19 protein-coding genes and 1 riboswitch are annotated in these 22,235 nt (G+C 72.9%); of the genes, 11 read left to right on the forward strand and 8 right to left on the reverse strand.

Going from position 1 to position 22,235, the window contains the following annotated elements:
• Positions 1-13: 13 nt before the first annotated feature.
• Both cdgB and BMX65_RS28765 read left to right on the forward strand, forming a co-directional pair.
• Complete coding sequence (cdgB, locus tag BMX65_RS28760) at positions 14-1,822, forward strand: diguanylate cyclase CdgB (protein WP_075003279.1); 1,809 nt, start codon at positions 14-16, stop codon at positions 1,820-1,822.
• Between the two features lie 128 nt (positions 1,823-1,950).
• On the forward strand, positions 1,951-3,009 hold the full coding sequence (locus BMX65_RS28765) for a carbohydrate-binding protein (RefSeq protein ID WP_075003280.1): 1,059 nt from the start codon (positions 1,951-1,953) through the stop codon (positions 3,007-3,009).
• A 181-nt stretch (positions 3,010-3,190) separates the two neighbouring features.
• Here the strand turns inward: BMX65_RS28765 and BMX65_RS28770 are convergent, their stop codons facing one another.
• From BMX65_RS28770 to BMX65_RS28780, 3 genes are all read right to left on the reverse strand, one after another.
• The gene (locus BMX65_RS28770) at positions 3,191-4,264 is read right to left on the reverse strand and encodes a 1-phosphofructokinase family hexose kinase (protein WP_075003281.1); all 1,074 of its coding nucleotides are present in this window, start codon (positions 4,262-4,264) and stop codon (positions 3,191-3,193) included.
• A gap of 195 nt (positions 4,265-4,459) precedes the next feature.
• Positions 4,460-5,641, reverse strand: coding sequence for an N-acetylglucosamine-6-phosphate deacetylase (gene nagA / locus BMX65_RS28775; RefSeq protein ID WP_075003282.1), 1,182 nt, complete (start codon positions 5,639-5,641; stop codon positions 4,460-4,462).
• The gene (locus BMX65_RS28780; protein WP_075003283.1) at positions 5,638-6,597 is read right to left on the reverse strand and encodes an ROK family protein; all 960 of its coding nucleotides are present in this window, start codon (positions 6,595-6,597) and stop codon (positions 5,638-5,640) included. Before BMX65_RS28780 ends, nagA begins: the two co-directional genes overlap by 4 nt.
• 371 nt (positions 6,598-6,968) lie before the next feature.
• Between BMX65_RS28780 and BMX65_RS28785 the strand changes: the two genes are divergently transcribed.
• The 3 genes from BMX65_RS28785 (at position 6,969) to otsB (ending at position 9,702) form a co-directional block, all read left to right on the forward strand.
• Positions 6,969-8,264: an extracellular solute-binding protein gene (locus tag BMX65_RS28785; RefSeq protein ID WP_239502300.1), complete on the forward strand. Its 1,296-nt coding sequence runs from the start codon at positions 6,969-6,971 to the stop codon at positions 8,262-8,264.
• A gap of 137 nt (positions 8,265-8,401) precedes the next feature.
• Positions 8,402-8,767, forward strand: coding sequence for a DUF3263 domain-containing protein (locus BMX65_RS28790; protein WP_079172131.1), 366 nt, complete (start codon positions 8,402-8,404; stop codon positions 8,765-8,767).
• Positions 8,768-8,823: 56 nt separating this feature from the next.
• Entirely contained in the window at positions 8,824-9,702 is an 879-nt protein-coding gene (gene otsB / locus BMX65_RS28795) for a trehalose-phosphatase (protein WP_075003284.1), read from the forward strand.
• A gap of 116 nt (positions 9,703-9,818) precedes the next feature.
• Here the strand turns inward: otsB and BMX65_RS28800 are convergent, their stop codons facing one another.
• Both BMX65_RS28800 and BMX65_RS28805 read right to left on the reverse strand, forming a co-directional pair.
• On the reverse strand, positions 9,819-11,405 hold the full coding sequence (locus BMX65_RS28800) for an alpha,alpha-trehalose-phosphate synthase (UDP-forming) (RefSeq protein WP_239502301.1): 1,587 nt from the start codon (positions 11,403-11,405) through the stop codon (positions 9,819-9,821).
• An 80-nt stretch (positions 11,406-11,485) separates the two neighbouring features.
• Positions 11,486-12,487: a glucosyl-3-phosphoglycerate synthase gene (locus BMX65_RS28805; RefSeq protein ID WP_075003286.1), complete on the reverse strand. Its 1,002-nt coding sequence runs from the start codon at positions 12,485-12,487 to the stop codon at positions 11,486-11,488.
• A gap of 398 nt (positions 12,488-12,885) precedes the next feature.
• Positions 12,886-13,035, forward strand: a riboswitch (SAM riboswitch).
• Positions 13,036-13,052: 17 nt separating this feature from the next.
• Between BMX65_RS28805 and thrC the strand changes: the two genes are divergently transcribed.
• The 4 genes from thrC to groL all read left to right on the forward strand — a co-directional run bounded on the left by thrC (position 13,053) and on the right by groL (position 17,708).
• Positions 13,053-14,366 carry a threonine synthase gene (gene thrC / locus BMX65_RS28810; protein ID WP_177214372.1) on the forward strand — a complete coding sequence of 438 codons (1,314 nt, stop codon included), beginning with the start codon at positions 13,053-13,055 and terminating at the stop codon, positions 14,364-14,366.
• Between the two features lie 183 nt (positions 14,367-14,549).
• Positions 14,550-14,825, forward strand: a complete 276-nt coding sequence (locus BMX65_RS28815) for a MoaD/ThiS family protein (protein WP_019355144.1) — start codon at positions 14,550-14,552, stop codon at positions 14,823-14,825.
• 549 nt (positions 14,826-15,374) lie between these two features.
• The gene (locus BMX65_RS28820) at positions 15,375-15,578 is read left to right on the forward strand and encodes a cold-shock protein (RefSeq protein ID WP_016472377.1); all 204 of its coding nucleotides are present in this window, start codon (positions 15,375-15,377) and stop codon (positions 15,576-15,578) included.
• 501 nt (positions 15,579-16,079) lie between these two features.
• Positions 16,080-17,708 carry a chaperonin GroEL gene (gene groL / locus BMX65_RS28825; protein WP_019355143.1) on the forward strand — a complete coding sequence of 543 codons (1,629 nt, stop codon included), beginning with the start codon at positions 16,080-16,082 and terminating at the stop codon, positions 17,706-17,708.
• 190 nt (positions 17,709-17,898) lie between these two features.
• On the opposite strand, the gene BMX65_RS28830 is transcribed toward groL, so the two are convergent.
• From BMX65_RS28830 to BMX65_RS28840, 3 genes are read right to left on the reverse strand one after another with little or no spacing between them, the layout of a single operon-like run.
• The gene (locus tag BMX65_RS28830; RefSeq protein WP_075003288.1) at positions 17,899-18,240 is read right to left on the reverse strand and encodes a DUF427 domain-containing protein; all 342 of its coding nucleotides are present in this window, start codon (positions 18,238-18,240) and stop codon (positions 17,899-17,901) included.
• A 27-nt stretch (positions 18,241-18,267) separates the two neighbouring features.
• Positions 18,268-18,954, reverse strand: coding sequence for a GNAT family N-acetyltransferase (locus BMX65_RS28835; protein WP_075003289.1), 687 nt, complete (start codon positions 18,952-18,954; stop codon positions 18,268-18,270).
• Positions 18,955-18,994: 40 nt separating this feature from the next.
• Positions 18,995-19,993 (reverse strand): TetR/AcrR family transcriptional regulator C-terminal domain-containing protein, encoded by a 999-nt coding sequence (locus tag BMX65_RS28840; protein ID WP_075003290.1) that lies wholly within the window; start codon positions 19,991-19,993, stop codon positions 18,995-18,997.
• A gap of 205 nt (positions 19,994-20,198) precedes the next feature.
• On the opposite strand from BMX65_RS28840, the gene BMX65_RS28845 reads away from it, so the two are divergent.
• The gene (locus BMX65_RS28845) at positions 20,199-21,374 is read left to right on the forward strand and encodes an FAD-dependent monooxygenase (RefSeq protein WP_075003291.1); all 1,176 of its coding nucleotides are present in this window, start codon (positions 20,199-20,201) and stop codon (positions 21,372-21,374) included.
• A 245-nt stretch (positions 21,375-21,619) separates the two neighbouring features.
• Positions 21,620-22,235: transglycosylase SLT domain-containing protein (locus BMX65_RS28850; RefSeq protein WP_075003292.1), on the forward strand; the 616-nt coding region annotated here is incomplete at its 3' end.

A 22,235-nucleotide genomic window follows, 5' to 3' on the forward strand; every position in this document is an offset into this window, starting at 1 on the left:
CAGGGGGAGGGCTATGGAAACCGAGTCGGAGCCCTACGTCCGCCTCGCCAGCCTGCGGCAGCTCCACCACGTCGTGGCGCAGCTCAACACCGCCCGCAGCCTCGCCGACACCCTGCAGACAGTCGCCGACGGCGTGGTCGAGGGCCTCGGCTTCGAGATAGCCGCCGTCCACCTGGTGCGCGCCGAGGGCGAACTGGTCGTGGCCGCCGTCGCCGGGAGCGCAGCGGCCGAGGCGATGATGGCGGGCCGCTCGGGGTCGCGCACCGCCTGGGAGCGTCGGCTGTCGATGGGCCAGCAGTGGGGCGTGCTCCACTTCGTCCCGTACACCGAGGGCTGGGTCCTGGACGACGACGAGGTGCCGGAGTGGCACGCGCCGTCGCCGGTGCGGGACACCCCGGACGCCTGGCACCCCATGGACCGCCTCTTCGCACCGTTGTACGCCTCTGACGGCGAGCTGCTCGGGGTGCTGTCCGTCGACCGTCCGCGCAACGGCCGCCGCCCCGGCGCGTGGGGCTGCGAGGCGCTGCAGATGTACGCCTCCCAGGCCGCCATCGCCATCAGCAACGCCCGGCTGCGGTCGAACATGCAGCGCGCGCTGGTGCGGCTGGAGCGCGAGCAGCAGGCGCTGCGGGCCAGCGAGGAGAGCTTCCGGCAGGCGTTCGAGTACGCGCCCAGCGGGATGGCCGTCGCCGAGATGGGCGGGGACCAGCACGGGCGGCTGCTGCGGATCAACGACGCGCTGTGCCGGCTGCTGGGCCGCCCGGCGGCCGCGATGCGCCGCTACTCCTTCTCCGACCTGGTCCATCCCGAGGACATCCGCACCCTGCTGCGCACCTCGGCCGAGGGCGGCCGGGCCGAGCTGCGGCTGGCGCGCCGGGACGGCAGCTACGTCTGGGTCTCGCTGCGCAACTCCGTGGTCGCCGACACCGCCGACGGGCCGCGCTACCTGCTCACCCACGTCGAGGACATCGAGGAGCGCAAGCGGCACGAGCTCCAGCTCGCGCACCGCGCCAGCCACGACCAGTTGACCGGGCTGCCGAACAGCGCCGAGCTGCGGGCCCGGCTGGGCAGCAGGCTGTGCGCGAGGCCGGACCGGCCGGCGGTCCAGTCCAGCGTCCTGCCCGGTGCGGGCCCCTCCGGTTACGTGGAGGGCGGGCCCGGCCAGCCGTACGGGCAGGGGGGTGGTTTCTGGGACCTGGACGGTCTGGGAGCGATACCCGGCGCCGGGACGGAACCCGGCACCGGCCGGCCCGCCGCGGGCACCCGGCAGGCCCCCGCTCCGTACGCGACCGCCGTGGCGCCCGGCGGTCCGCCCGGCTCCCCGGGCGCCGGCGGTTTCGGCGGTTTCGGCGGGTCCGGCGCGGACGGGGGAGCGGATCCGTACCATGTGCACGCGGTGCCGCCGAAGGGCGACGGGCCCGGTGAGAAGGGGCTCGCCGTCCTCTTCTGCGATCTGGACGGTTTCAAGTCCATCAACGACCGCTACGGACACCACTGCGGGGACGGCGTGCTCATCGCGGTGGCCCGCCGCCTGGAGGCGGGGGTCCGGGACGAGGACACGGTCGCCAGGCTGGGCGGCGACGAGTTCGTGGTGCTGGCCGACGGGCTGGGCCCGGCCGAGGCCCAGGATCTCGCGGTGCGGCTGCGGAACGCGATCATCCCGCCGATTCAGATTGACGGCCGGACGGTGCGGGTAGGCGCCAGCTTCGGCATCGGCTGGGCAGGCTGCGGAATGACGGCCGAAGAAGTCCTGCAATCCGCTGACCAGCGCATGTACGTGGAGAAGCGGTCCCGGTCCAAGGGACAGCGCCGGGCGGGCTAGCGCAGCCCGGGCCAATCGGTCGGCAGTCGGCCGGAAGGCCGGTCGGTAGCCGGTCGGCAACAGGGCCAAGAGGTTCACCCAGGAGAGGTAGGCTCGCCCGGATACCTGACGCAGTAGGGAGTGAGGGGATGACCGCCGAGAACAACGGCACGGGTGCTGCGCCGGAGGGGGGCGACGACGACCCGTTCGCGTATCTGTACCGGCAGGAGGGCGGCGCCCAGCAGCCCGCGCCCGGACAGCAGCCCGGCGTTCCCCGTCGCTCCTACAACCAGGTCCGTGCCGTCGGCGAGCGGCAGTACGGCTACGGCTACCCGCAGCAGACGTCGCAGACGCAGCAGCAGGGCTCCGGTTATGGCTACCCGCAGCAGAGCTCTGGCTACGGCTATCCGCAGCAGCAGTCCGGCTACGGCTATCCCCAGCAGCCCGGGTACGGCGCTTCGCAGCAGCCGCCGCCCCCGCAGCACCAGCCGAGCCCGCACTACGCCGCGCCCGAGACGGTTCCCGGCGGACGGGCCGCCGCGCGGCAGCAGGGCGGCCCCGGCCGCGGCGGGCGCAACCGGACCGGCCTGCTGGTCGGGGCGATAGCGGTGGTGGCGGCCGTGGTGATCGGCATCGGTGCCGCCATCGTCTTCAACGACGACAGCGGCGACGACGAGCCGCAGGCCCGCAACACCGGCAGCTCGCAGCAGGACGAGCAGGACCGGGGCGAGGACGAGGGCGGCAAGGACGACAAGGGCCAGGAGCCCGCGTCGAAGAAGCTGCCGAAGGAGGACGCGGCCAGCCTCCGGCTCGACGGCGGCGCCACGGCGGCCACCGACGTGGCGGGCGCGAAGGGCCAGGGCGGCGCGTACGTCGGCGGGATGAACCAGCCCGGCTCCTCGGCGACCTGGGCGCTGAAGGGCATTCCCGAGGGCGGCAAGTACACCCTGCACGTCCGTTACGGCGTGCCCGGCAAGGACGCGGACGCCACCCTCACCGTCAACGGCAAGCCGGAGAGCCGGCCGCTGCGGATGAAGAACTTCTCCGGTGCCAAGGAAGGCGACTGGGAGCACGGCTGGCAGAACACCTGGTCGAACATCCAGCTCCAGAAGGGCCAGAACTCGGTCAAGATCTCCTGCGAGGACGGCAACAAGTGCGAGGTCAACCTGGACCAGGTCTGGCTGACCAAGGGCTGGAACAACGGCTGACCCGCCGGGTGCGGACCGGCCGCCGACGTACCGGGGCCGGGACGGCTGACTCCGAGGCCGGAACGGGGCACCGGCGGTCGGCCGAGCCCGGAACGCCGGACCGGCGGCTGACGCCGGGCGCGCATCGCCCCGGCGCGGTACGCGGGCGGGGCCGCCGCCCGACCCGGGGGCGGGCCGTCCCTCAGGGGGTCTCCGCGCCGCGGACCCGGACCGAGGGCAGCATCCGCGCGTAGGTCTGCTCGTCGAACTCGCCCGCGACGGGGGCGCGCACCGTCGCCGCCGACAGGGCGACCGCGCGGGCCAGCCGCTCCGGCCAGGGCAGGTCCTCGGCCAGGCCGGAGAGCAGACCGGCGACCGCCGAGTCCCCGGCACCGGTCGGGTTGCCCGCCAGCCGTTCCGGGACGGCCGCGCTCCAGGCGCCGTCCTGGGTGACCAACAGCATCCCGTCGGCCCCCAGCGAGGCCGCCACCGCGCGGGCGCCGCGCCGCTGGGCGGCGCGGGCCGCGCGCAGCGGTTCGGCGGTGCCGGTGATCCCGGCGAGTTCGTCCGCGTTGGGTTTGACGAGGTCGGGGCGGGCGGCCAGGCCGCGGCGCAGGGGTTCCCCGCTGGTGTCCAGCAGGACCGGGACCCCGGCTGTCCGGGCCTCGCGCACGAGCGTCGCGTAGGCGCCGACGGGGACGCCCGGCGGCAGGCTGCCGCACAGGGCCACCACCTCGACGCCCTGCTCCAGCAGGCCGCGGTAGGCAGTCAGGAAGCCCTCCCACTCCTCCGGCGAGATGTGCGGTCCGGGCTCGTTGAGCTGGGTGGTGTCGCCGGTGCTCTCGTCGACGACGCCGACGGTGCGCCGGGTGGGCCCGGCGACCTCGACCAGTGCGTCGGTGACGGCGGCGCTCCCCCCGTCGGTTCCGGCACCTCCGCCGGTTCCGGCACCTCCGCCGGTTCCGGCACCTCCGGCGTTTCCGGCACCCCTGCCGGGTCCGGCCCCCTTGCCGACTCCGCGGCCTTCGCCGCTTTCGCCGCTTCCGCGGTCGCCGTCCGCCGCGAGCAGGGCCCGCAGCGTGCGGCCCGTCTCACCCCCGGCGAAACCGGTGACGGTCGTCCGGAACCCGAGCGCCCCGAGCACCCGGGCGACGTTCAGCCCCTTGCCGCCGGGGCGCTCGGTCACCTCCCGCACCCGGTGCGAGGAGTGCGGGACGAGGTGGGGCACTCGGTAGGTGAGATCGAGCGCGGCATTGAGCGTGACGGTCAGGATCATCCGCGCGCACCACCCTCACCCGTCCAACGACGATTCATGACATACAACCCAGGGCAGACGACACTTCCGCCGGGCGCGGCGCGCGGGCCCTGCGCGGGCCGCGGCCTGCCGCGACCGCGCGAGCGATCATGCCTCACCCAGCCTACGAGGGGGAGATGCCCCCGGGAACCCGCGCCGGGCGATGCGCGGTTCGGCTCAGTGGGCCGGGCGGACGACCCAGGAGCCCTGGCGCATGACTCCGGTCAGGGTGAACTCCTCGTCCAGCACCACCAGGTCGGCCAGCTTCCCGGGCTCCAGCGAGCCCACCCGGTCGGCCATCCCCAGCAGCCGCGCCGGGTTGGCCGACAGCGCCTGGACGGTGTCGGCGACCGGCAACCTGTCGACGGTGACCGCGCGCTTGAACGCCTGATCGAGTGTCAGGGTGGAACCGGCGATGGAGTCGCCCTCCACCAGCCGGGCCACGCCGTCGCGCACCTCGACCTCCAGGCCGCCGAGCGGGTAGCGGCCGTCGCCCATCCCCGCCGCGCCCATCGCGTCGGTGATGAAGGCGACCCGGTCCGGCCCCGCGGCCTCGAACGCCAGTCCCAGCACGGCGGGGTGCAGATGGGTGCCGTCGTTGATCAGCTCGACCGTGACGCGGTCGTCCTCCAGCAGCGCGGCGATCGGCCCCGGCTGCCGGTGGCCGAGCGGAGGCATGGCGTTGAACAGGTGGGTGGCGACGGTGGCGCCCGCGTCGACGGCTTCCCGGGTGCCCTCGTAGTCGCCGTCGGTGTGGCCGATCGCGGCGATCACGCCGCTGTCGGCGAGCAGCCGCACCGAGTCCAGCCCGCCGGGGCGTTCAGGGGCGAGCGTCATCATCACGGCCCGGCCGCGTGCCGCGTCCAGGAGCTTGCGCACGTCGCCGGGGTCGGGGTCGCGCAGCAGGGACTCGTCGTGCGCGCCGCGCCGGTTGCAGGAGATGAAGGGGCCCTCGAAGTGGACGCCGGCCAGGTCGCCCTGCTCGGCGAGTTCGCTCAGCGAGGCCGCCTGCCGGGACAGGTCGTCCAGGTCTCCGGTGACCGTGGAGGCTGCCATGGTGGTGGTGCCGTGGGCACGGTGGGTCCGGACCACGGTCAGCGACTCCTCGTGGCTGCCCGCCGAGAAGGAGGCGCCGCCGCCGCCGTGCACATGGAGGTCGACGAAGCCGGGCACGATCCAGTGCCCGCTCAGGTCGAGCGTCTCCGCGTCCGGTGCGGGCGTGCCCGGCGCGCCCGCACCGGCGGGCCCTCCGGGGCCGATGCCGGCGAGGGTGCGGCCCTCGACCACCACGCTGCCGTTCTCGCGTACCCCTTCGGGTACCACCACCCGGGCACCGGTCAGCACCGTTCGCTTGCTCATCGGCTCGCAACCTCCGCGGAGAGTAGGTCCCAGGCGAGGAGACCCGCGCCCAGGCAGCCCGCGGCGTCTCCGAGGGCCGCGGGCACAATGGTCGGGAGTGGCTGGAATGTGACCTTCTCGCGCACCGCCTCCCGGAGCGGAACGAAGAGGGTGTCGCCCGCCTCGGCGAGGCCGCCGCCGATGATCAGTGTGCGGGGGTCGAGCAGGGTGAGTCCCGTGACCAGGCCGGTGGCCAGTGCATCGACGGCGTCGGCCCACACCCGCTGGGCGCGCGGGTCGCCCGCGGCCACGGCCTCGGCCGCGTCCGCTGCCGTCGCCTCCGGGTCGCCGCAGGCCGCCGCCCAGGCCGCGCCGACCGCGGACGCCGAGGCGAGGCGCTCCAGGCAGCCGCGCTGGCCACAGCCGCAGGGCGGGCCGTCGGGCCGTACGACGATGTGGCCGATCTCGCCCGCGCTGCCGTGCGCCCCGGGTTCGACCCGGTCCCCGATGCCGATGGCGCCCGCGATGCCGGTGCCCAGCGGGAGGAAGAGGTAGCGGTCCACGCCGTTCCCGGCGCCGATGCGGCCCTCCGCGAGCCCGCCGGTGCGTACGTCGTGGCCGAGCGCGACCGGCAGTGGCGGCAGTCCGGCGTCCCGGCCCCGGCCGAGCCGTTCACCGAGCAGTGCGCGCATCGGCACGTCGCGCCAGCCGAGGTTCGCGGAGAAGACGGCGATGCCGTGTTCCTCGTCGATGGTGCCGGGGACGGCGACGCCCGCGGCGGACGGTTCGGTGCCGTACTGCCGCACGCCCTCGGCGCGCAGTTCGGCGGCGAAGTCGAGGATTCCCGCCACCACCGCCTCGGGGCCGCGTTCCCGGCCGGTGGCCCGGCGCGCCTCGTGCAGCAGTTCGTTGCCGGTGCCGATCAGGGCGGCCTTCATCCCGGTGCCGCCGACGTCGAGAGCGATGACGTACTGCACGGGGTGCGCTTCCCGGGTCTGCGTCCGGGAGGCGCCACCTGCCGGGGCGGACGCAAGGGGGGCCTTGTCACGGGTACTCACGCGGGACAGTGTCCCGTGCGAGGAGCGTAAAGGTCTAGTCCACTTCGGGGGCTTCTTCCCGGTGCCGGCCGTTCCGTGCGGCGCGGCGAGCGGTTCGTCCGCATCCGGACTTCTTTCGTGATCCGAATGGAAGCCAACCTGATTCCGTACTGGTATCCGGTTTCGGTGGACGCTCGGGCCCTCCTGGAGGGAGACTCCGGGCGGGCGGGCCGGGGCTGGTGGTGCCAGGGGGGAGCAAAGGCACTCATGGGGCTCGCAGTATGTTCTGAGGGTTCGCAGGGCTGAGGGGTATGAAGAAGATGGAACGGCGTCGATTCCTGGGTATGGCCGCGACCGGTGTGGCCGGGGCGGCCGGCATGACCGCACTGTCCGGCTGCGGCGGCGGTCCGGGATCGAGCGAGGTGACGCTGAAGCTCGTCGCCGCCGACTACGGCAACCCCGGCGCCGAGAACAGCTCCAAGATCTACTGGCAGAAGCTCGCCGACGCCTTCACCAAGAAGAACCCCGACATCACGGTCGACGTCACCGTGCACAGTTGGAACGACATCGGCAAGAAGCTCACCGACATGGTCGACAAGGGCAACCCGCCGGACATCGCCCAGGTCGACTCGTACGCCGACTGGGCCGACGAGGGAAAGCTCTACAAGGTCAGCGAGCTGCTCCCGATCCCCGCGCAGGCCGAGTTCCTCGTCCCGCTCGCCGAGGCCGGTGAGGTGCGCCGCGTCCAGTACGGACTGCCGTTCGTCGCCAGCACCCGGGTGCTCTTCTACAACAAGGACCTCTTCGAGAAGGCCGGGCTCGACCCGGAGAAGCCGCCGGAGAGCTGGCAGGAGCTCAAGTCGGCCGCCCGCGCACTGAAGTCCGCCGGGGTGCGGATCCCCTATGGTCTGCCGCTCGGCCCCGAGGAGGCGCAGGGCGAGTCCCTGATGTGGATGCTCGGCAACGGCGGCGCCTACGTCGACAGCGTGGGCAACTACACCATCAACTCCCCCGAGAACATCGAGACGTTCCAGTGGCTGCGCGACAACCTCGTCACGCCCGGCTACACCGAGCCCAGCCCCCAGCGCACCGACCGGCAGAAGCTGTTCGACGCCTTCACCGAGGGCGACGTGGGCATTCTCAACGGCCACCCCACCCTGATGCAGCAGGCCGACAAGAAGGACATCTCCTACGGCACCGGCAAGCTGCCCGGCAGCAAGGGCCCCGCCGAGGGCACCCTCGGCGTCGCCGACTGGATGATGGCCTTCAAGAAGAACGGCCACCGCGAAGCGTGCGGCAAGTTCCTCGCCTTCGTCTTCGAGACGAAGAACCACTACTCCTTCGTCTCCCAGTACGGGCTGCTGCCCGTCACCACCAGCGCCTCCGAGAAGATGCGCAAGGACAAGAAGCAGAAGAAGCTCTGGCCCTTCCTCGACCAGCTCGCCGGCGCCGAGTTCTACCCGGTGGGCAAGGTCTCCTGGGCCGATACCACCGCGACTCTCAAGAAGTCCATCGGCCAGGCGGCCGTCAAGGGCGGCGACCCGAAGGCCGTGCTCACCGAGCTCCAGCGCAAGGCCGAGGCCGAGGACGAGGCGAAGACCTCCTGACACCGGGCGCGTCTGCCGACGCCGAGTCCGTCTGCCGACGCCGAGCGCCCCTCTCTCTGATGCCGAGCGCCGCTGCTGAGGCCGAGCGCCCCTCCCCGCGCGGTCGCAGCCGCTGCTCCGGCACGTACGGTGGAAGCGTGAGCGGTACGGAAGAGGTGCGGGACAGCGGCGGCGCGGACGGCGAGACGGACCGGTCCGGCACGGCGGATCTGCCCCCCGGCGCCGCTGCGGACGCGGCCGGGGACGCTCCCGGCGGCGCGGCGGACCCGGCAGCGGACGGCCTCTCCGCGGAGGACCGCGCGGTGCTCGCCTTCGCGGCCCGCGGCTGGCCCTCCTCCGGCGAGAAGGAGCGCGCCGTCCGGGAGCAGTTGGGAATGTCGCCCGTGCGCTACTACCAGTACCTCAACGCGCTGCTCGACGACCCCCGGGCAGCCCGGCACGCCCCGGTGACGGTCAACCGCCTGCGGCGCAACCGGCAGGCCGCCCGGGACCGTACCCACTAGGGACCCCCCCTCCCGGCGCACCCGCCGGCCCGCCGCCCGCTCGCTAGGGTGCGCACATGTCGCTTCCGCCGCCTTCCGCGCATCCGACGCTGCCCGAACCTGAGACCGAGGCCGGGCGCGCCGGGCTCGCCGCCGTCCGCGCCGACCCCGCGCGCACCGTGCTCGCACTCGACTTCGACGGCACCCTCGCGCCCATCGTCGGCGATCCGCGGGACGCCCGGGCGCACCCCGAGGCGGTTCCCGTGCTGGCGCGGCTCGCCCCGCGGCTGGCCGGCGTCGCCGTGATCACCGGCCGCCCGGCGGCGGAAGCCGTCCGGTACGGCGGCCTCGAAGGCGCCGCCGGACTGGAGGGACTCACCGTCCTGGGCGCGTACGGGGCCGAACGGTGGGACGCGGCGGACCCGGTCGTCCGCGCCCCCGAACCCCCGGCCGGGGTGGCCGCGGTACGGGCCGAACTCCCCGGGCTGCTCCGGGAGTCCGAAGCGCCGGAAGGCACCTGGACGGAGGACAAGGGCCGGGCGCTCGCTGTGCACACCCGGCGTGCGGCCTCGCCCGACGAGGCCCTCGACCGGCTGCGGGAGCCGCTGTACACGCTGGCCGAGCGGCACGGACTCGTGGTGGAACCGGGGCGCATGGTGCTCGAACTCCGGCCGCCGGGCGCCGACAAGGGCGCCGCGCTCACCGGCTTCGTCCGCGAGCGGGCCGCCACCGCCGTCGTCTACGCCGGTGACGACCGCGGCGATCTGCCCGCCTACGCCGCTGTCACGGCCCTGCGCGCCGAGGGCGTACCGGGACTGCTGCTCTACAGCGCCCCCGAGGCGGAGGCCGAGGCGGTTCCCGAGCTCCGCGACGGAGCCGACCTCCGGGTCCCGGGCCCGGCCGGACTGGTGGCCTGGCTGCGGGCGTTGGCGGCCGAGATCCCGCCGGTGCGCTGACCGGTGGACGCCGTCCGGTGCGCTGACCGGCGGACGCCGATCGGCTGCCACCGCTCGGCAGCGGCTCTGCGCGGGCCCAGGGCCCAGGGCCCGCGCGGGCGGGGCCGCGGGCGGGATCAGCCGGGCAGCGCCTCCAACTGGTCGAGGAACCAGCGGGCGGGCGGCCGGGAGGTGGCCGTCGCGGCCAGTCGGCGGGTCCGCTCCGCGCGGTCGGCCGGGTCCGCCTCCAGCGCGGAGTGCAGGGCGGCCGCCGTCTCCCGCACGTCGAACGGGTTCACGGACAGCACGTCGGGCGCGAGTTCCTCATGGGCGCCCGCCTCCCGGGAGAGCACCAGCACGCAGCCCGCGTCCGAGACCACGGGGACCTCCTTGGCCACCAGGTTCATCCCGTCCCGTACGGGGTTCACCAGCGCGACGTCCGCCATCCGGTAGGCGGCCAGCGACCTCGCGAAGTCGTCCTTCACATGCAGCACGACCGGCGTCCAGCCGCCGGTCCCGAACTCCCGGTTGATCTCCTCGGCGACCCGGCTCACCTCGGCCGTGTAGTCCCGGTAGACGGCGAGGTCCTGCCGCGAGGGGTAGGCGAACGCGAGGTGGACGACGCGCTCCCGCCACTCGGGGCGGTCGGCCAGCAGCCGCCGGTAGGCGTACAGCCCCCGGACGATGTTCTTGGACAGCTCGGTGCGGTCCACCCGGACCAGGACCCGGCGCGGGGCCCCGTCCGGGCCCGTGCCCACCTGGTCGCGCAACTGCGCCAGCCGGTCGGCGACGTCGCTCCGGTGCGCCCGTTCGCGCAGGAAGTCGCCGTCCGCACCCAGCGGATGCACCCCGACATGTGTCGTACGGCCCTCGTAGGTCACCGTCAGCGAGAAGTCCTCCGGTGCGGCGTCGTCCGAGGAGAGGCCCTCCGGCGCGGCGTCCTCGCGCGGCGGGCCGCCGCCCTCGACCGTCGCGCCCAGCACCCGCGCGCAGCACTCGGCGAACAGCCGGGCCCAGCGCGCGGTCAGGAACGCGGTGCGGTCGGCGCCCAGCATGCCGGCCAGCACCTGCGCGGCGACGTCGTCCGGGAGCAGCCGGAAGTAGTCGGCGGGCGCCCACGGTGTGTGCGAGAAATGGCCGATCCGCAGGTCGGGGCGGCGTGCGCGGAGCATGCCGGGGACCAGCGCGAGATGGTAGTCCTGCACCAGGACGGCGGCACCGTCGGCGGCCTCCTGCGCCAGCGCGTCCGCGAAAGCGGCGTTGTACGCCTCGTAACCGGCCCACTGACCGCTGAAGTCCTCGTCGAAGACGGGCTCCAGCGGCGTGTGGTACAGCATGTGGTGGGTGAACCACAGTACGGAGTTGGCGATGCCGTGGTAGGCCGCCTCGAAGGTGCCGGAGGGGATGTCCAGCATCCGCACCGGCTGCCCGCCGGTGTCCCCGGTGTCCAGCCGTCCCTGCGCCGACCTGGCCGCCTCGCGGTCGCCGTCGCCGAGCGCGGCGCACACCCACAGCGCGTCCGCCTCCGGGCCGATGGCGGACAGTCCGGAGACCAGCCCGCCGCCCCCGCGCCTGGCGGAGAGCGTGCCGTCCTCCGCGCGCGTGTAGGACACCGGACCGCGGTTGGAGGCCACCAGCACCCGCGCCGGGGTTCCCCTGGCCTGCCGCGGCGCTTCCCCTGCTCCCTGCGGTGCTGCTCCGGGCGATGTTCCTCCAGCGACCATGCCGCGAGCCTAGCCGCCGCCGAAACCGCTCAAACGTGCCCGTCGTCCCCCGAACACGGACAGGGGTACCTCCGGGCCGCTCATGCCGCCATCCGCTGCCCGTACTCGGGCACGGTGCACATCGGAGGGCGCTCCTCCACGTCCACCAGGTGGCCGCGGGGAACGAAGCACCCGGTCCCGTCCCGCTCGAACTGGGTCAGCGCCGTGCCGCCCGACAGCGCCTCGATCCCGCCGCGCGTACCGTCCACCGTCGCCGGGCCCCGGGCGATGCGGCGCTCGGCCGCCGCGTGGATGGCGGTCGCCATCCGGCCGAGTGCCTGCCCGTCCTGGTTGCGGTGCAGCCGGACCCCCACGTCGACCTGGGCCAGTGCGTCCAGACCCGCCAGCTCCAGCGTGTCGACCAGCAGCGCCAGCTCCACCCCGTAGCCCACCGGGAACGGCAGCCGCTCCAGCAGCGAGCGGCGTGCCGCGTACTCGCCGCCCAGCGGCTGGACGAGGCCGGCCAGCCGGGGCCAGTGCAGATTCAGCAGCGGACGCGCCACCAGCTCGGTCACCCGCCCACCGCCTGCCGGGTCGTTCCGCAGCGGCCGGTCGTACATCGCCTTGACCAGGTGCACGTCCGGTTCGGTCAGCAGCGGCCCGACGATGCCGGTGACGAAGTCCGGCGAGAACTCGCGCAGGTCGGCGTCGACGAAGCAGACGATGTCGCCGCTGGTCGCCAGCAGGGAGCGCCACAGCACCTCGCCCTTGCCGGGGCGCGGCGGCAGCCTGGGCAGCACCTCGTCCCGGTGGACCACCTCGGCCCCGGCCGCCGCCGCGACCTCGGCGGTCCGGTCGGTGGAGCCGGAGTTCATCACGATCAGCTCGTCCACCAGCGCGGTCCCGGTGCCGGGGTGCGGCGAGGCCAGTTCGCGGCGGATCACCGAGACGATGTCGCCGACGGTGGCCTCCTCGTCGAGCGCGGGCAGCACCACGCTGACGGTGGTGCCGGTGCGGCGCTTGGCCGCCAGCAGGTCCTCCAGTGGCCGGTCCGCGACGCGCCAGGAACGGCGCCGCAGCCAGCGGCCCACTTCGTCGAGCACGTGCGTGCCTTCCTGTAGCCGGTCCGGTGGGATCTGTAGTCGGGCTGGTCGGGCTGGTCGGGCTGGTCGGGCTGGTCGGGCTGGTCGGGCTGGTCGGGCTGGTCGGGCTGGTCGGTCGTGCCGGCCGGTCGGTCCGGTCGGTCGTGCTGGTCGGTCGTGCTGGTCGGTCTGTCGGTCGGGCTGGTCGGGTCCCGGGCGGGCCGAGGCGTGCCAGGCGGTGCCGTTACGGCCCCGGACCGGGGAGGATGCGCGGTGGAAGATCCATCTCGCGGTTCGGACGTCCCCCTCAAGCGTGACCGCCGTCGGTTACAGTCTTGAACAACGCAGGTGACCTCCGCATCTCGGGGTCGCCGCGACACAAACGCCGGGCGGCTGTCGGCCGCCCGTAGCCATAGTGCAGCTCATCCAGAGGGGCAGAGGGAACGGCCCGTTGAAGCCCCGGCAACCATCCCGCGATCCGCGCGTAAGCGGACTCAAAGGCGAGACCGCCTCGTGGGGACGGTGCCAATTCCGGCCCGTGACGAGATACGCCACGGGGAAGATGAGGAGAAAGGGCCTCGCCTCCATGGCTGTGCAGACAGTTGCAGCGAACAGCACCACCTCCACCGGCACCGCCGGAAGCGCCCCCTACGACCTCGGCGCCGCAGTGGCCCTCTCCTGTCGTGAGTGCGGCACCCGTACCGAGCTGGGCCCCAGCTTCGTGTGCCTGGAGTGTTTCGGCCCGCTCGAAGTGGCCTACGAGCTCCCCTCCGGCGACCCGGAGGAGCTGCGGCGGCGCATCGCCGCCGGGCCCGCCTCGATGTGGCGCTACGCGCCGCTGCTGCCGGTGCCGGCCGACGTCGCCGAGAAGCCGAACCTGAACCCCGGCCTGACCCAGTTGGTGAAGGCCGACCGGCTCGCCGCCGAACTGGGCGTGACCGGCGGTCTCTACGTCAAGGACGACTCCGGCAACCCCACCCACTCCTTCAAGGACCGCCCGGTCGCCATCGCCCTGGAGGCGGCGCGCGCCTTCGGGTTCAGCACCCTCTCCTGCTCCTCGACCGGCAACCTGGCCGGTGCGGTGGGTGCCGCCGCCGCCCGGGCCGGGCTGCGCTCGTGCGTGTTCATCCCGGACGGGCTGGAGCAGTCCAAGGTGGTGATGGCCGCGATCTACGGCGGCGAACTCGTCGCGATCGACGGCACCTACGACGATGTGAACCGCTTCTGCTCCGAGCTCATCGGCGACCCGCTGGGCGAGGGCTGGGGGTTCACGAACGTCAATCTGCGGCCGTTCTACGCCGAGGGCTCGAAGTCACTGGCGTACGAGATCTGCGAGCAGCTCGGCTGGCGGCTGCCCGACCAGCTCGTCATCCCCGTCGCCTCCGGCTGCCAGCTCGTGAAGATCGACAAGGGGCTGCGGGAGCTGATCCGGCTCGGGCTCGTCGAGGACAAGCCGTACCGCATCTACGCCGCGCAGGCCGAGGGCTGCTCGCCGGTGTCCCGCGCGTACAAGGACGGCACCGGCGCCGTCCGCCCGGTGAAGCAGCCGGACACCATCGCCAAGTCGCTGGCCATCGGGGACCCGGCGGACGGGCCGTACGTGGTCGACATCTGCACGCGTACGGGCGGCGCCGCCGACGACGTGAACGACGCCGAGATCGTGGAGTCGATCGCGCTGCTCGCCCGGACCGAAGGGGTGTTCGCGGAGACGGCCGGGGGCGTCACGCTGGGCGTGACCCGCAAGCTGATCGAGTCCGGTGCCATCGACCCGACGCTCACGACGGTCGTCCTGAACACCGGCGACGGACTCAAGACCCTCGACGCCGTGGCCGCCACGGCCCGGCCCACCGCCGTGATCCGCCCCAACCTGGCCGCCTTCCGCGAGGCCGGTCTGGCCTGACCGGGGTCTCCCGGGGCGCGCGGCCCCGGGAGCGCCACGGCCCCTCGAACGACCGCGGGCCTCGCAGGCCCGCAGCGCCTCGAACGGCTGAAATCCGCCCCCCGGTGTTTGCCCGGTGTTCCGTACCGGGAGTGCCGGAACGGGCCCCTGGGACGCGTCCCCCAACACGTGAGGAAGATCGACATGAGCGTCAACGTCCGGATCCCCACCATCCTCCGCACCTACACGGGCGGCCAGGCCGAGGTCAGCGCCGAGGGCGGGACCCTCGCCGAGGTGCTGGCGGACCTGGAGAAGAACCACACGGGCATCTCCGCCCGGGTCCTGGACGACGCCGGGAAGCTGCGCCGCTTCGTCAACGTCTACGTGAACGACGACGACGTCCGCTTCGAACAGGGGCTGCAGACCCCCACCCCGGACGGCACCGGCGTCTCCATCATTCCGGCGGTCGCCGGCGGCTGACCGGGCCGCCGCTGCCCGGCCGGTCAGCCTGGTCGTCCGCCGCCGGACCACTGCCGGACCACTGCCGGACCGCCGTCGGGTTGCTGTGTCCGGGGCCACCGTCAGCAGGGCTTACGCCGTGGGATCGCCCCCTCCGGAGAAAATCGGAGGGGGCGATTCCGTGTTTCGGGAGACGGTAGAGTGACGGAAGTTCCCCCCACCCGGCACCCGCCCGACCGCCGCGCAGACCGCGGCGGGCACGGACGAGGACGGGACAGCGTCGCGACGACAACGGGACAAGTTACGGTCGAAAACCGGACGGCAATTGTCGCGAAGGCTCCAAATGTCTGGCCCGACTTGCCCTGCTTCAGGCCCAGTTGCGGCCTATTTCCGATCAGCCGTGCCCAGAATTCTCGTCCGATTGACCTGTTGCACAGGGCGTCCGTGCAGATACATTCAGCGGCGGTCGACGCGTTCCGGCGCACGCCCCCGCTTGCTCGTGGGGGTGAGGTCTGACCCGGGTTCGCGAAGTGCGGGCTCGCGCAAGGGCCAGTAATAGGGGAGTTAGGAATGGCTCAGGGCACCGTCAAGTGGTTCAACGCGGAGAAGGGGTACGGCTTCATCGCGGTCGACGGTGGTGCGGACGTGTTCGTCCACTACAGCGCGATCCAGATGGACGGTTACCGCACTCTCGACGAAGGGCAGCGGGTCGAGTTCGAGATTTCGCAGGGTCAGAAGGGGCCGCAGGCGGACATGGTCCGCGTGACCGGCTGAGTGTCGCCGGACTGCGCAGAGCTGCAGACACAGCGGAGAAGGGGTCGCGCCCGAGGGTGCGGCCCCTTCTCCGCTGTCTGCTGTCTGCTGTCGCGTCCGCCGTCCGCCGTCCGCCGTCCGCCGTCCGCCGTCCGCTGGGGGCTCGGCTTCCGCGGGGGCCCGGGTCTGCTCCCGGGTTCCGCTTCCCGGGCCGCAGGTGACTTCGCCGCCCCCGGCCGGGGGCGCCCTCAGTGCCGCTTGCGCCCCCTCCGTCGCCCGACCACCACCCCTCACGGAGACGCCTCCGGCGTCGCTTGCACTCTCCATGCCCGAGTGCTAATCATTGGGTTAGCACTCTGCGAGTGAGAGTGACAAAGAAGGACCGGGTCGGTGAGGCCGCAACCGGGTGGGGAAGGAACCGCCGGGTCTCAGGCCGTCCGTCGCGGGCGCCACGCGGTCCGGAGAAATCCAACCCTCCCCTTGCGCTCGACGCATGGGGGAAGCCAGGGAGGACCAACCCACATGGCCAAGATCATCGCCTTTGACGAGGAGGCGCGGCGCGGTCTTGAGCGTGGCATGAACCAGCTTGCCGACGCCGTCAAGGTCACGCTCGGCCCCAAGGGCCGCAACGTCGTTCTGGAGAAGAAGTGGGGCGCCCCCACGATCACCAACGACGGTGTCTCCATCGCCAAGGAGATCGAGCTCGAGGACTCCTACGAGAAGATCGGCGCCGAGCTGGTCAAGGAGGTCGCCAAGAAGACGGACGACGTCGCCGGTGACGGCACGACGACCGCCACCGTGCTCGCCCAGGCGCTCGTCCGCGAGGGTCTGCGCAACGTCGCCGCGGGTGCCAACCCGATGGCCCTCAAGCGCGGTATCGAGCAGGCCACCGAGGCTGTCTCCGCCGCTCTGCTGGAGCAGGCGAAGGACGTGGAGACCAAGGAGCAGATCGCCTCCACCGCCTCCATCTCCGCGGCCGACACCCAGATCGGTGAGCTGATCGCCGAGGCCATGGACAAGGTCGGCAAGGAAGGCGTCATCACCGTCGAGGAGTCGCAGACCTTCGGGCTCGAGCTGGAGCTCACCGAGGGCATGCGCTTCGACAAGGGCTACATCTCCGCCTACTTCGCCACCGACATGGAGCGCATGGAGGCGGAGCTCGAGGACCCCTACATCCTCATCGTCAACTCCAAGATCAGCAACGTGAAGGACCTCCTTCCGCTGCTGGAGAAGGTCATGCAGTCGGGCAAGCCGCTGCTGATCATCGCGGAGGACGTCGAGGGCGAGGCCCTGTCCACGCTGGTCGTCAACAAGATCCGCGGCACCTTCAAGTCCGTCGCCGTCAAGGCTCCGGGCTTCGGCGACCGCCGCAAGGCGATGCTCAACGACATCGCCATCCTCACCGGCGGTCAGGTCATCTCCGAGGAGGTCGGCCTCAAGCTGGAGAACGCGGGCCTCGACCTGCTGGGCCGGGCGCGCAAGGTCCAGATCACCAAGGACGAGACCACCATCGTCGACGGTGCGGGCGACAGCGACCAGGTCGCCGGCCGGGTCAACCAGATCCGCGCCGAGATCGAGAACAGCGACTCGGACTACGACCGCGAGAAGCTCCAGGAGCGGCTGGCGAAGCTGGCCGGCGGCGTGGCCGTCATCAAGGCCGGTGCCGCCACCGAGGTCGAGCTCAAGGAGCGCAAGCACCGCATCGAGGACGCCGTCCGCAACGCGAAGGCGGCCGTCGAGGAGGGCATCGTCGCCGGCGGTGGCGTCGCCCTGCTGCAGGCTTCCTCGGTCTTCGAGAAGCTGGACCTGGCGGGCGACGAGGCCACCGGTGCCGCCGCCGTCAAGCTGGCTCTGGAAGCCCCGCTCAAGCAGATCGCGGTCAACGCCGGCCTCGAGGGCGGCGTCATCGTGGAGAAGGTGCGCAACCTGACCCCGGGCCACGGTCTGAACGCGGCGACCGGCGAGTACGTCGACATGATCGCCGAGGGCATCCTCGACCCGGCCAAGGTGACGCGCTCCGCGCTGCAGAACGCCGCCTCCATCGCGGCGCTCTTCCTCACCACCGAGGCCGTCATCGCCGACAAGCCGGAGAAGGCCGCCGCGGGCGCCGACGCGGCTGCCGCCGGTGGCATGGGCGGCATGGACTTCTGAGTCCGAGCCGCACCAGGCAGTACCGCCCGCCGAGGGCGGCGGAAGGGCGAGCACCCCGCGGGGTGCCCGCCCTTCCGGCTGTCCGGCTGGGTCCGGCACCGGCTCGGGACTTCGGCTGAGCGACTCCGGAGTCCGGCTGTCGGCCGCATCGGCCGCCGGCCGCCGGCCGCCGGCCGCCGGCCGCCGGCCGTCAGCCGAGCTGGACGTCCGGGAAGCAGAGGTGCTTCTCGATGGCCGCCACCTGGTCGTGGGGTTCGGGGTAGGACCAGGCGACGTCCTGGGCCGTACCGTCGGCCAGCGACCAGTACGAGGCGGTGCCCTTGAAGGGGCAGCGGGTGCGGGTGTCGGACGGCGCGAGCAGATCGGTGCGGACGTCCTCGGGCGGCAGGTAGTACCGCACCGGGTAGCCGGTCTCGCGCAGCAGCAGCGGTCGGCTGCTCTCCGCCAGCACCCGGCCGTCGCGGGTGACGACGCGCACGCGTTCGGTGCCCTCCTCGACGGTGATCGTGTGGCCCTTGCTCGGCGTGGTCATGACGCGGTCCTCTCGCTCGGGGGTTCGTCAGTCCGGTGCTGCTGCGTCCGCGTCCGGCACGCCCGGCGCGCGGACTCCGAAGAGTGCCAGAGCGGCGGCGCCGAGTCCCGCGGTCTCCACCGGCACCGCGCGGTGCGCCTCCCATCCGGCCCGGTCGAGCCGGAGCCGCTCGAGAGTGCGGGCCCGGCCCAGCACGGACTCGGTCAGCAGGCCGTCCGGCCGGTAGCCCAGCTTCTCCGAGACCCGCCGCGAGCGCGGGTTGTCCGTCATCGCGGCCGAGAGGCTGCTGTGCGCTCCGAGCCCGTCGAACGCCAGATGCAGTGCAGCGGCGCGCATCTCGGTGCCGAAACCCCGGCCCTGGTGCTCCACGCCCAGCCAGGAGCCGGTGTGCGTCTCCCGTACGACGGCGAAGTCGGTGCTGCTCAGATCCTGCCGTCCGATCACCCGGCCCCGGTGCAGGACGGCGAGGCTCAGCGTCCAGTCCTCCGGCCGCCAGCCGGCGATGGTGCTCAGAACGTGCTGGAAGCAGCCGCGGGCGCGGTCGGCCGGAGGCGCGGCGGTCCACGGGACGCTGAAGGGCATCTCGGAGTCGTCATGCACGCCCCCGGAGGCGAGCCGCGCCAGTTCGGTGAGGGCCCGGTCGTCCGGAAGACGCAGCTCCAGGCGCGGAGTTGCCAGGCGCAGGCCGTACAGCGGCCAGATGTCGGCTTCCATGGTCCAAGGGTGCCGAGGCCCGGGAGCGGGCGCGAGCGGATTACGGCCCCTCGACGAGCCGGGCCACGCCGTCGAGCATGGCGGCGAGCCCGGTCTCGAAGAGCCCGTCCAGACGCAGGTCGTAGCCGTCGTCCCCGAGCGCGTCGAGGAGGCGCGCGAAGGCCGGGTAGGCGCCGGAGGCCGTCAGCGACGCGAGAGTGGCCGCCTGCTGCACCATCCAGGCGTCCTCCGTCAGGCCGGTGCTGCTCTCCGCGGCGGTCTCCCGTTCGCGCTGGATGGCCAGCCCCAGCACATGGCTGTAGAGCAGGGCGTTCAGGTCGAGCGCGGTGGCCGGGGCGAGCCCGCAGCCGTCCAGCGTGCCGAGCATCCACTCCGAGTACGTCAGCAGGTTGGGCAGCAGCAACGGGCGGGTGAGCGGGCCGATCTGGGCCAGCCAGGGGTGGGCCCGGTGCACGCGCCACAGGGCTCGGGCGCCCAGCTCCAGCCGGTCCCGCCAGCCTTCGGGCGCCGGCCCGGCCGCGGGATGCGGCGGCAGCCGCAGTTCGCCGAAGACGGTGTCCGCCATCAGCAGGATCAGCTCGTCCTTGCTGTGCACATAGCGGTAGGCCGCCATCGTCGCCGCGCCCAGGCGGGCCGCGACGCTCCGCATCGACAGTGCGGCGAGCCCCTCGGCGTCGGCGATCCCGACCGCCACGCGGACGACGCGTTCCTGGGACAGCTCCCGGTCGGCGCGCTGCTGCGCACCCGCTGCCGGATCGCCGACCGCGGTTGCCGGGCCCCCGGAGGGCGCGGGGCGGTCGGGCTGCGCCGGGCGGCGGCTCCGTGGAGCGACCACCGTGCCCACCCGCGGCCGGGCCTGCACGAGTCCGTCCTGGCGCAGTGCGGTCAGTGCCTTGGTCGCGGTGGCCAGGGCGACGTTCCACTCGCGGGCGAGCTGCCGGGTCGAGGGCACCCGGTCGCCGGGCGCGAGCTCTCCCCCGGCGATGCGGCGCCGCAGATCGGCAGCGATCCGCGCGTATGGCGGTGTGAGCTGCGCCACGACTGCTCCTCCCTGTCACCTGTACTAGGACAGAGGTTAGCAGCGACTTGGGCGGGAACTCTGGCTTTCTGTGCTAGTACAGGTGAGCGTGCTGCCGATGGGAAAGGTGCTGTGTACGCCGTACATTCAGCATCGCGTGCAGGGAGTGCGCCGCAGGAGCGCGTACGTCGTACAGCACCTGCGTCCAGCAGTGCAGGGAGTCGCCATGCGGAACGTTCTGATCTCCGGTGCCGGAGTCGCCGGACTCGCGCTCGCCCACTGGCTGCGCCGGGCAGGATTCGCGCCCACGGTCGTCGAGCGGGCGCCCTCGGTGCGGCCCGGGGGACACGCCGTCGACGTGCGCGGAGTCGCGCTCGACGTGCTCGACCGGATGGGCCTCCTCGCCGACGCGCGCCGGGCCCGCACCCGGATGCGCGGCATGTCGATGCACGACAGCGACGGCAACGAACTGTGGCGCTCCACCGAGATGACCTACAGCAGCGGTCGGCTCGACAGCGACGACATCGAAATCCTGCGGGAGGACCTGACCGAACTGCTCCACCGGCGGGTCCGCGCGGACGCGGACGACGCGGACGACGCGGATGACGCAGGCGGTGCCGCATTCCTGTTCGGCGACTCCATCGCCGCCCTCGACCAGTCCGACCCGGAGGAAGGCGGCGTCCACGTCACCTTCGCGAGCGGTCTGAGCCGGACCTTCTCCCTCGTCGTAGGAGCGGACGGCCTGCGCTCCGGAGTGCGCCGACTCGCCTTCGGCTCCGAGTCCGGCCAGCACCTCCACCACCTCGGTGCCCATGTCGCCGTCTTCAGCACGGACAACTTCCCGGGGCTCGACAACTGGCAGGTGTGGGTCCGGAACGAGCAGGCGAGCTACTGCCTCTACCCCGTCCGCGGGAACACCGAGCTGCGCGCCACGCTCGGCTTCATGTCGCCGCCGCTCGACTACGACCACCGCGACACCGCGCAGCAGAAGGCGCTGCTGGCCGAGAACATGGCCTCTCTCGGCGGAGACACCGGCACCCTGCTGGAAGCGATGCGCACCGCCCCCGACTTCTACTTCGCCGCCATGGCGCAGGTCCGCATGGACCACTGGACGCGGGGCCGTGTCGCACTGGTCGGCGACGCCGGGTACTGCCCCTCGCCGCTCTCCGGCCAGGGCACCAGCCTCGCGCTGGTCGGTGCGTACGTCCTCGCCCGCGAGCTGAGCGCGTCCCCCGCGTCGGTCGCCGACGCGCTGCTCCGGTACGAGGAGCGCATGCGCCCCTTTGTCGCCCTCAACCAGGCCCTCGCCACCGAGAACCCGGGCCAGGGGCCCTCGGAGGAGTCCCTCACCGTCGCGAAGAACGCGCTCACCCTCGGTGGCGGCGACGGGTGGGTGGTGTGAGGCCGCCCATAGGCTCCAGGTCACGTACGACCCGCCCTCGTATGTCCGGAATGCCGGTATCGGGGTGGGTGCGGGGACAGCATCCCGGGCCTGGTGTGGGGGACTAGGCCGGGTCGTAGGTCACATGTTTGCCGGGGTGGGGGGTGTCTTGCGCACGGTGGGCCCCACGCCGCGCAACCACACGACCGGCAGCCGCGTGCCGGGTGCGGCGTCACGTCCCCCACGCGAAAGGCCCCCCCTTCCCCATGCGCACCACCCTGAGCACCCTGACCGCCGTCCGTCCCACCCGTCGTGCGGCCGTCAGCGGCCTGACCGTCCTGGGTGCGGCCGGTATCGCCGCCACCGCCCTGACCGGCACCGCCCACGCCGCCCAGCCCGACGCCGCCTCCCCGGCCGCCCACCGGGCCGCCGCCACCGCCCAGCACCTGACCACCCAGGCCACCCAGGCCGAGCAGAGCGCGGACAAGGCCGCCAAGGACAACAGCAAGAGCAAGGACAACAGCAAGGGCAAGGGCGAGGGCAAGGGCAAGGGCGAGGGCAAGGGCAAGTACGCGGACAACCTCGACGGCTGGATCCGCGAGGCCCGCGCCGTCATGGCCAAGCACGACATCCCCGGCAGCTACGACGGCATCAAGCGCAACATCATCCGCGAATCCGCAGGCGACCCCGACGCCGTCAACGACTGGGACATCAACGCCCAGAAGGGCATCCCCTCCAAGGGACTCCTCCAGGTCATCCAGCCCACCTTCGACCAGTACCACGTCAAGGGCACCCCCGACGACCTCACCGACCCCGTCGCCAACATCGTCGCCGCCTGCAACTACGCCGCCGACCGCTACGGCAGCATGGACAACGTCGACT

It is taken from the genome of Streptomyces qinglanensis (genome assembly GCF_900111245.1).
GTDB classification, from domain to species: domain Bacteria; phylum Actinomycetota; class Actinomycetes; order Streptomycetales; family Streptomycetaceae; genus Streptomyces; species Streptomyces qinglanensis.

What these genes read in the sequence shown, in the direction of transcription:
- BMX65_RS28815 (WP_019355144.1), top strand. Translation starts at nt 14,550, where the DNA reads ATGAGCGTCAACGTCCGGATCCCCACCATCCTCCGCACCTACACGGGC.
- BMX65_RS28785 (WP_239502300.1), top strand. Translation starts at nt 6,969, where the DNA reads ATGAAGAAGATGGAACGGCGTCGATTCCTGGGTATGGCCGCGACCGGT.
- BMX65_RS28820 (WP_016472377.1), top strand. Translation starts at nt 15,375, where the DNA reads ATGGCTCAGGGCACCGTCAAGTGGTTCAACGCGGAGAAGGGGTACGGC.
- otsB (WP_075003284.1), top strand. Translation starts at nt 8,824, where the DNA reads ATGTCGCTTCCGCCGCCTTCCGCGCATCCGACGCTGCCCGAACCTGAG.
- groL (WP_019355143.1), top strand. Translation starts at nt 16,080, where the DNA reads ATGGCCAAGATCATCGCCTTTGACGAGGAGGCGCGGCGCGGTCTTGAG.
- cdgB (WP_075003279.1), top strand. Translation starts at nt 14, where the DNA reads ATGGAAACCGAGTCGGAGCCCTACGTCCGCCTCGCCAGCCTGCGGCAG.
- nagA (WP_075003282.1), bottom strand. Translation starts at nt 5,641, where the DNA reads ATGAGCAAGCGAACGGTGCTGACCGGTGCCCGGGTGGTGGTACCCGAA.
- BMX65_RS28770 (WP_075003281.1), bottom strand. Translation starts at nt 4,264, where the DNA reads ATGATCCTGACCGTCACGCTCAATGCCGCGCTCGATCTCACCTACCGA.
- BMX65_RS28765 (WP_075003280.1), top strand. Translation starts at nt 1,951, where the DNA reads ATGACCGCCGAGAACAACGGCACGGGTGCTGCGCCGGAGGGGGGCGAC.
- BMX65_RS28830 (WP_075003288.1), bottom strand. Translation starts at nt 18,240, where the DNA reads ATGACCACGCCGAGCAAGGGCCACACGATCACCGTCGAGGAGGGCACC.
- BMX65_RS28835 (WP_075003289.1), bottom strand. Translation starts at nt 18,954, where the DNA reads ATGGAAGCCGACATCTGGCCGCTGTACGGCCTGCGCCTGGCAACTCCG.
- BMX65_RS28845 (WP_075003291.1), top strand. Translation starts at nt 20,199, where the DNA reads ATGCGGAACGTTCTGATCTCCGGTGCCGGAGTCGCCGGACTCGCGCTC.
- thrC (WP_177214372.1), top strand. Translation starts at nt 13,053, where the DNA reads ATGGCTGTGCAGACAGTTGCAGCGAACAGCACCACCTCCACCGGCACC.
- BMX65_RS28800 (WP_239502301.1), bottom strand. Translation starts at nt 11,405, where the DNA reads ATGGTCGCTGGAGGAACATCGCCCGGAGCAGCACCGCAGGGAGCAGGG.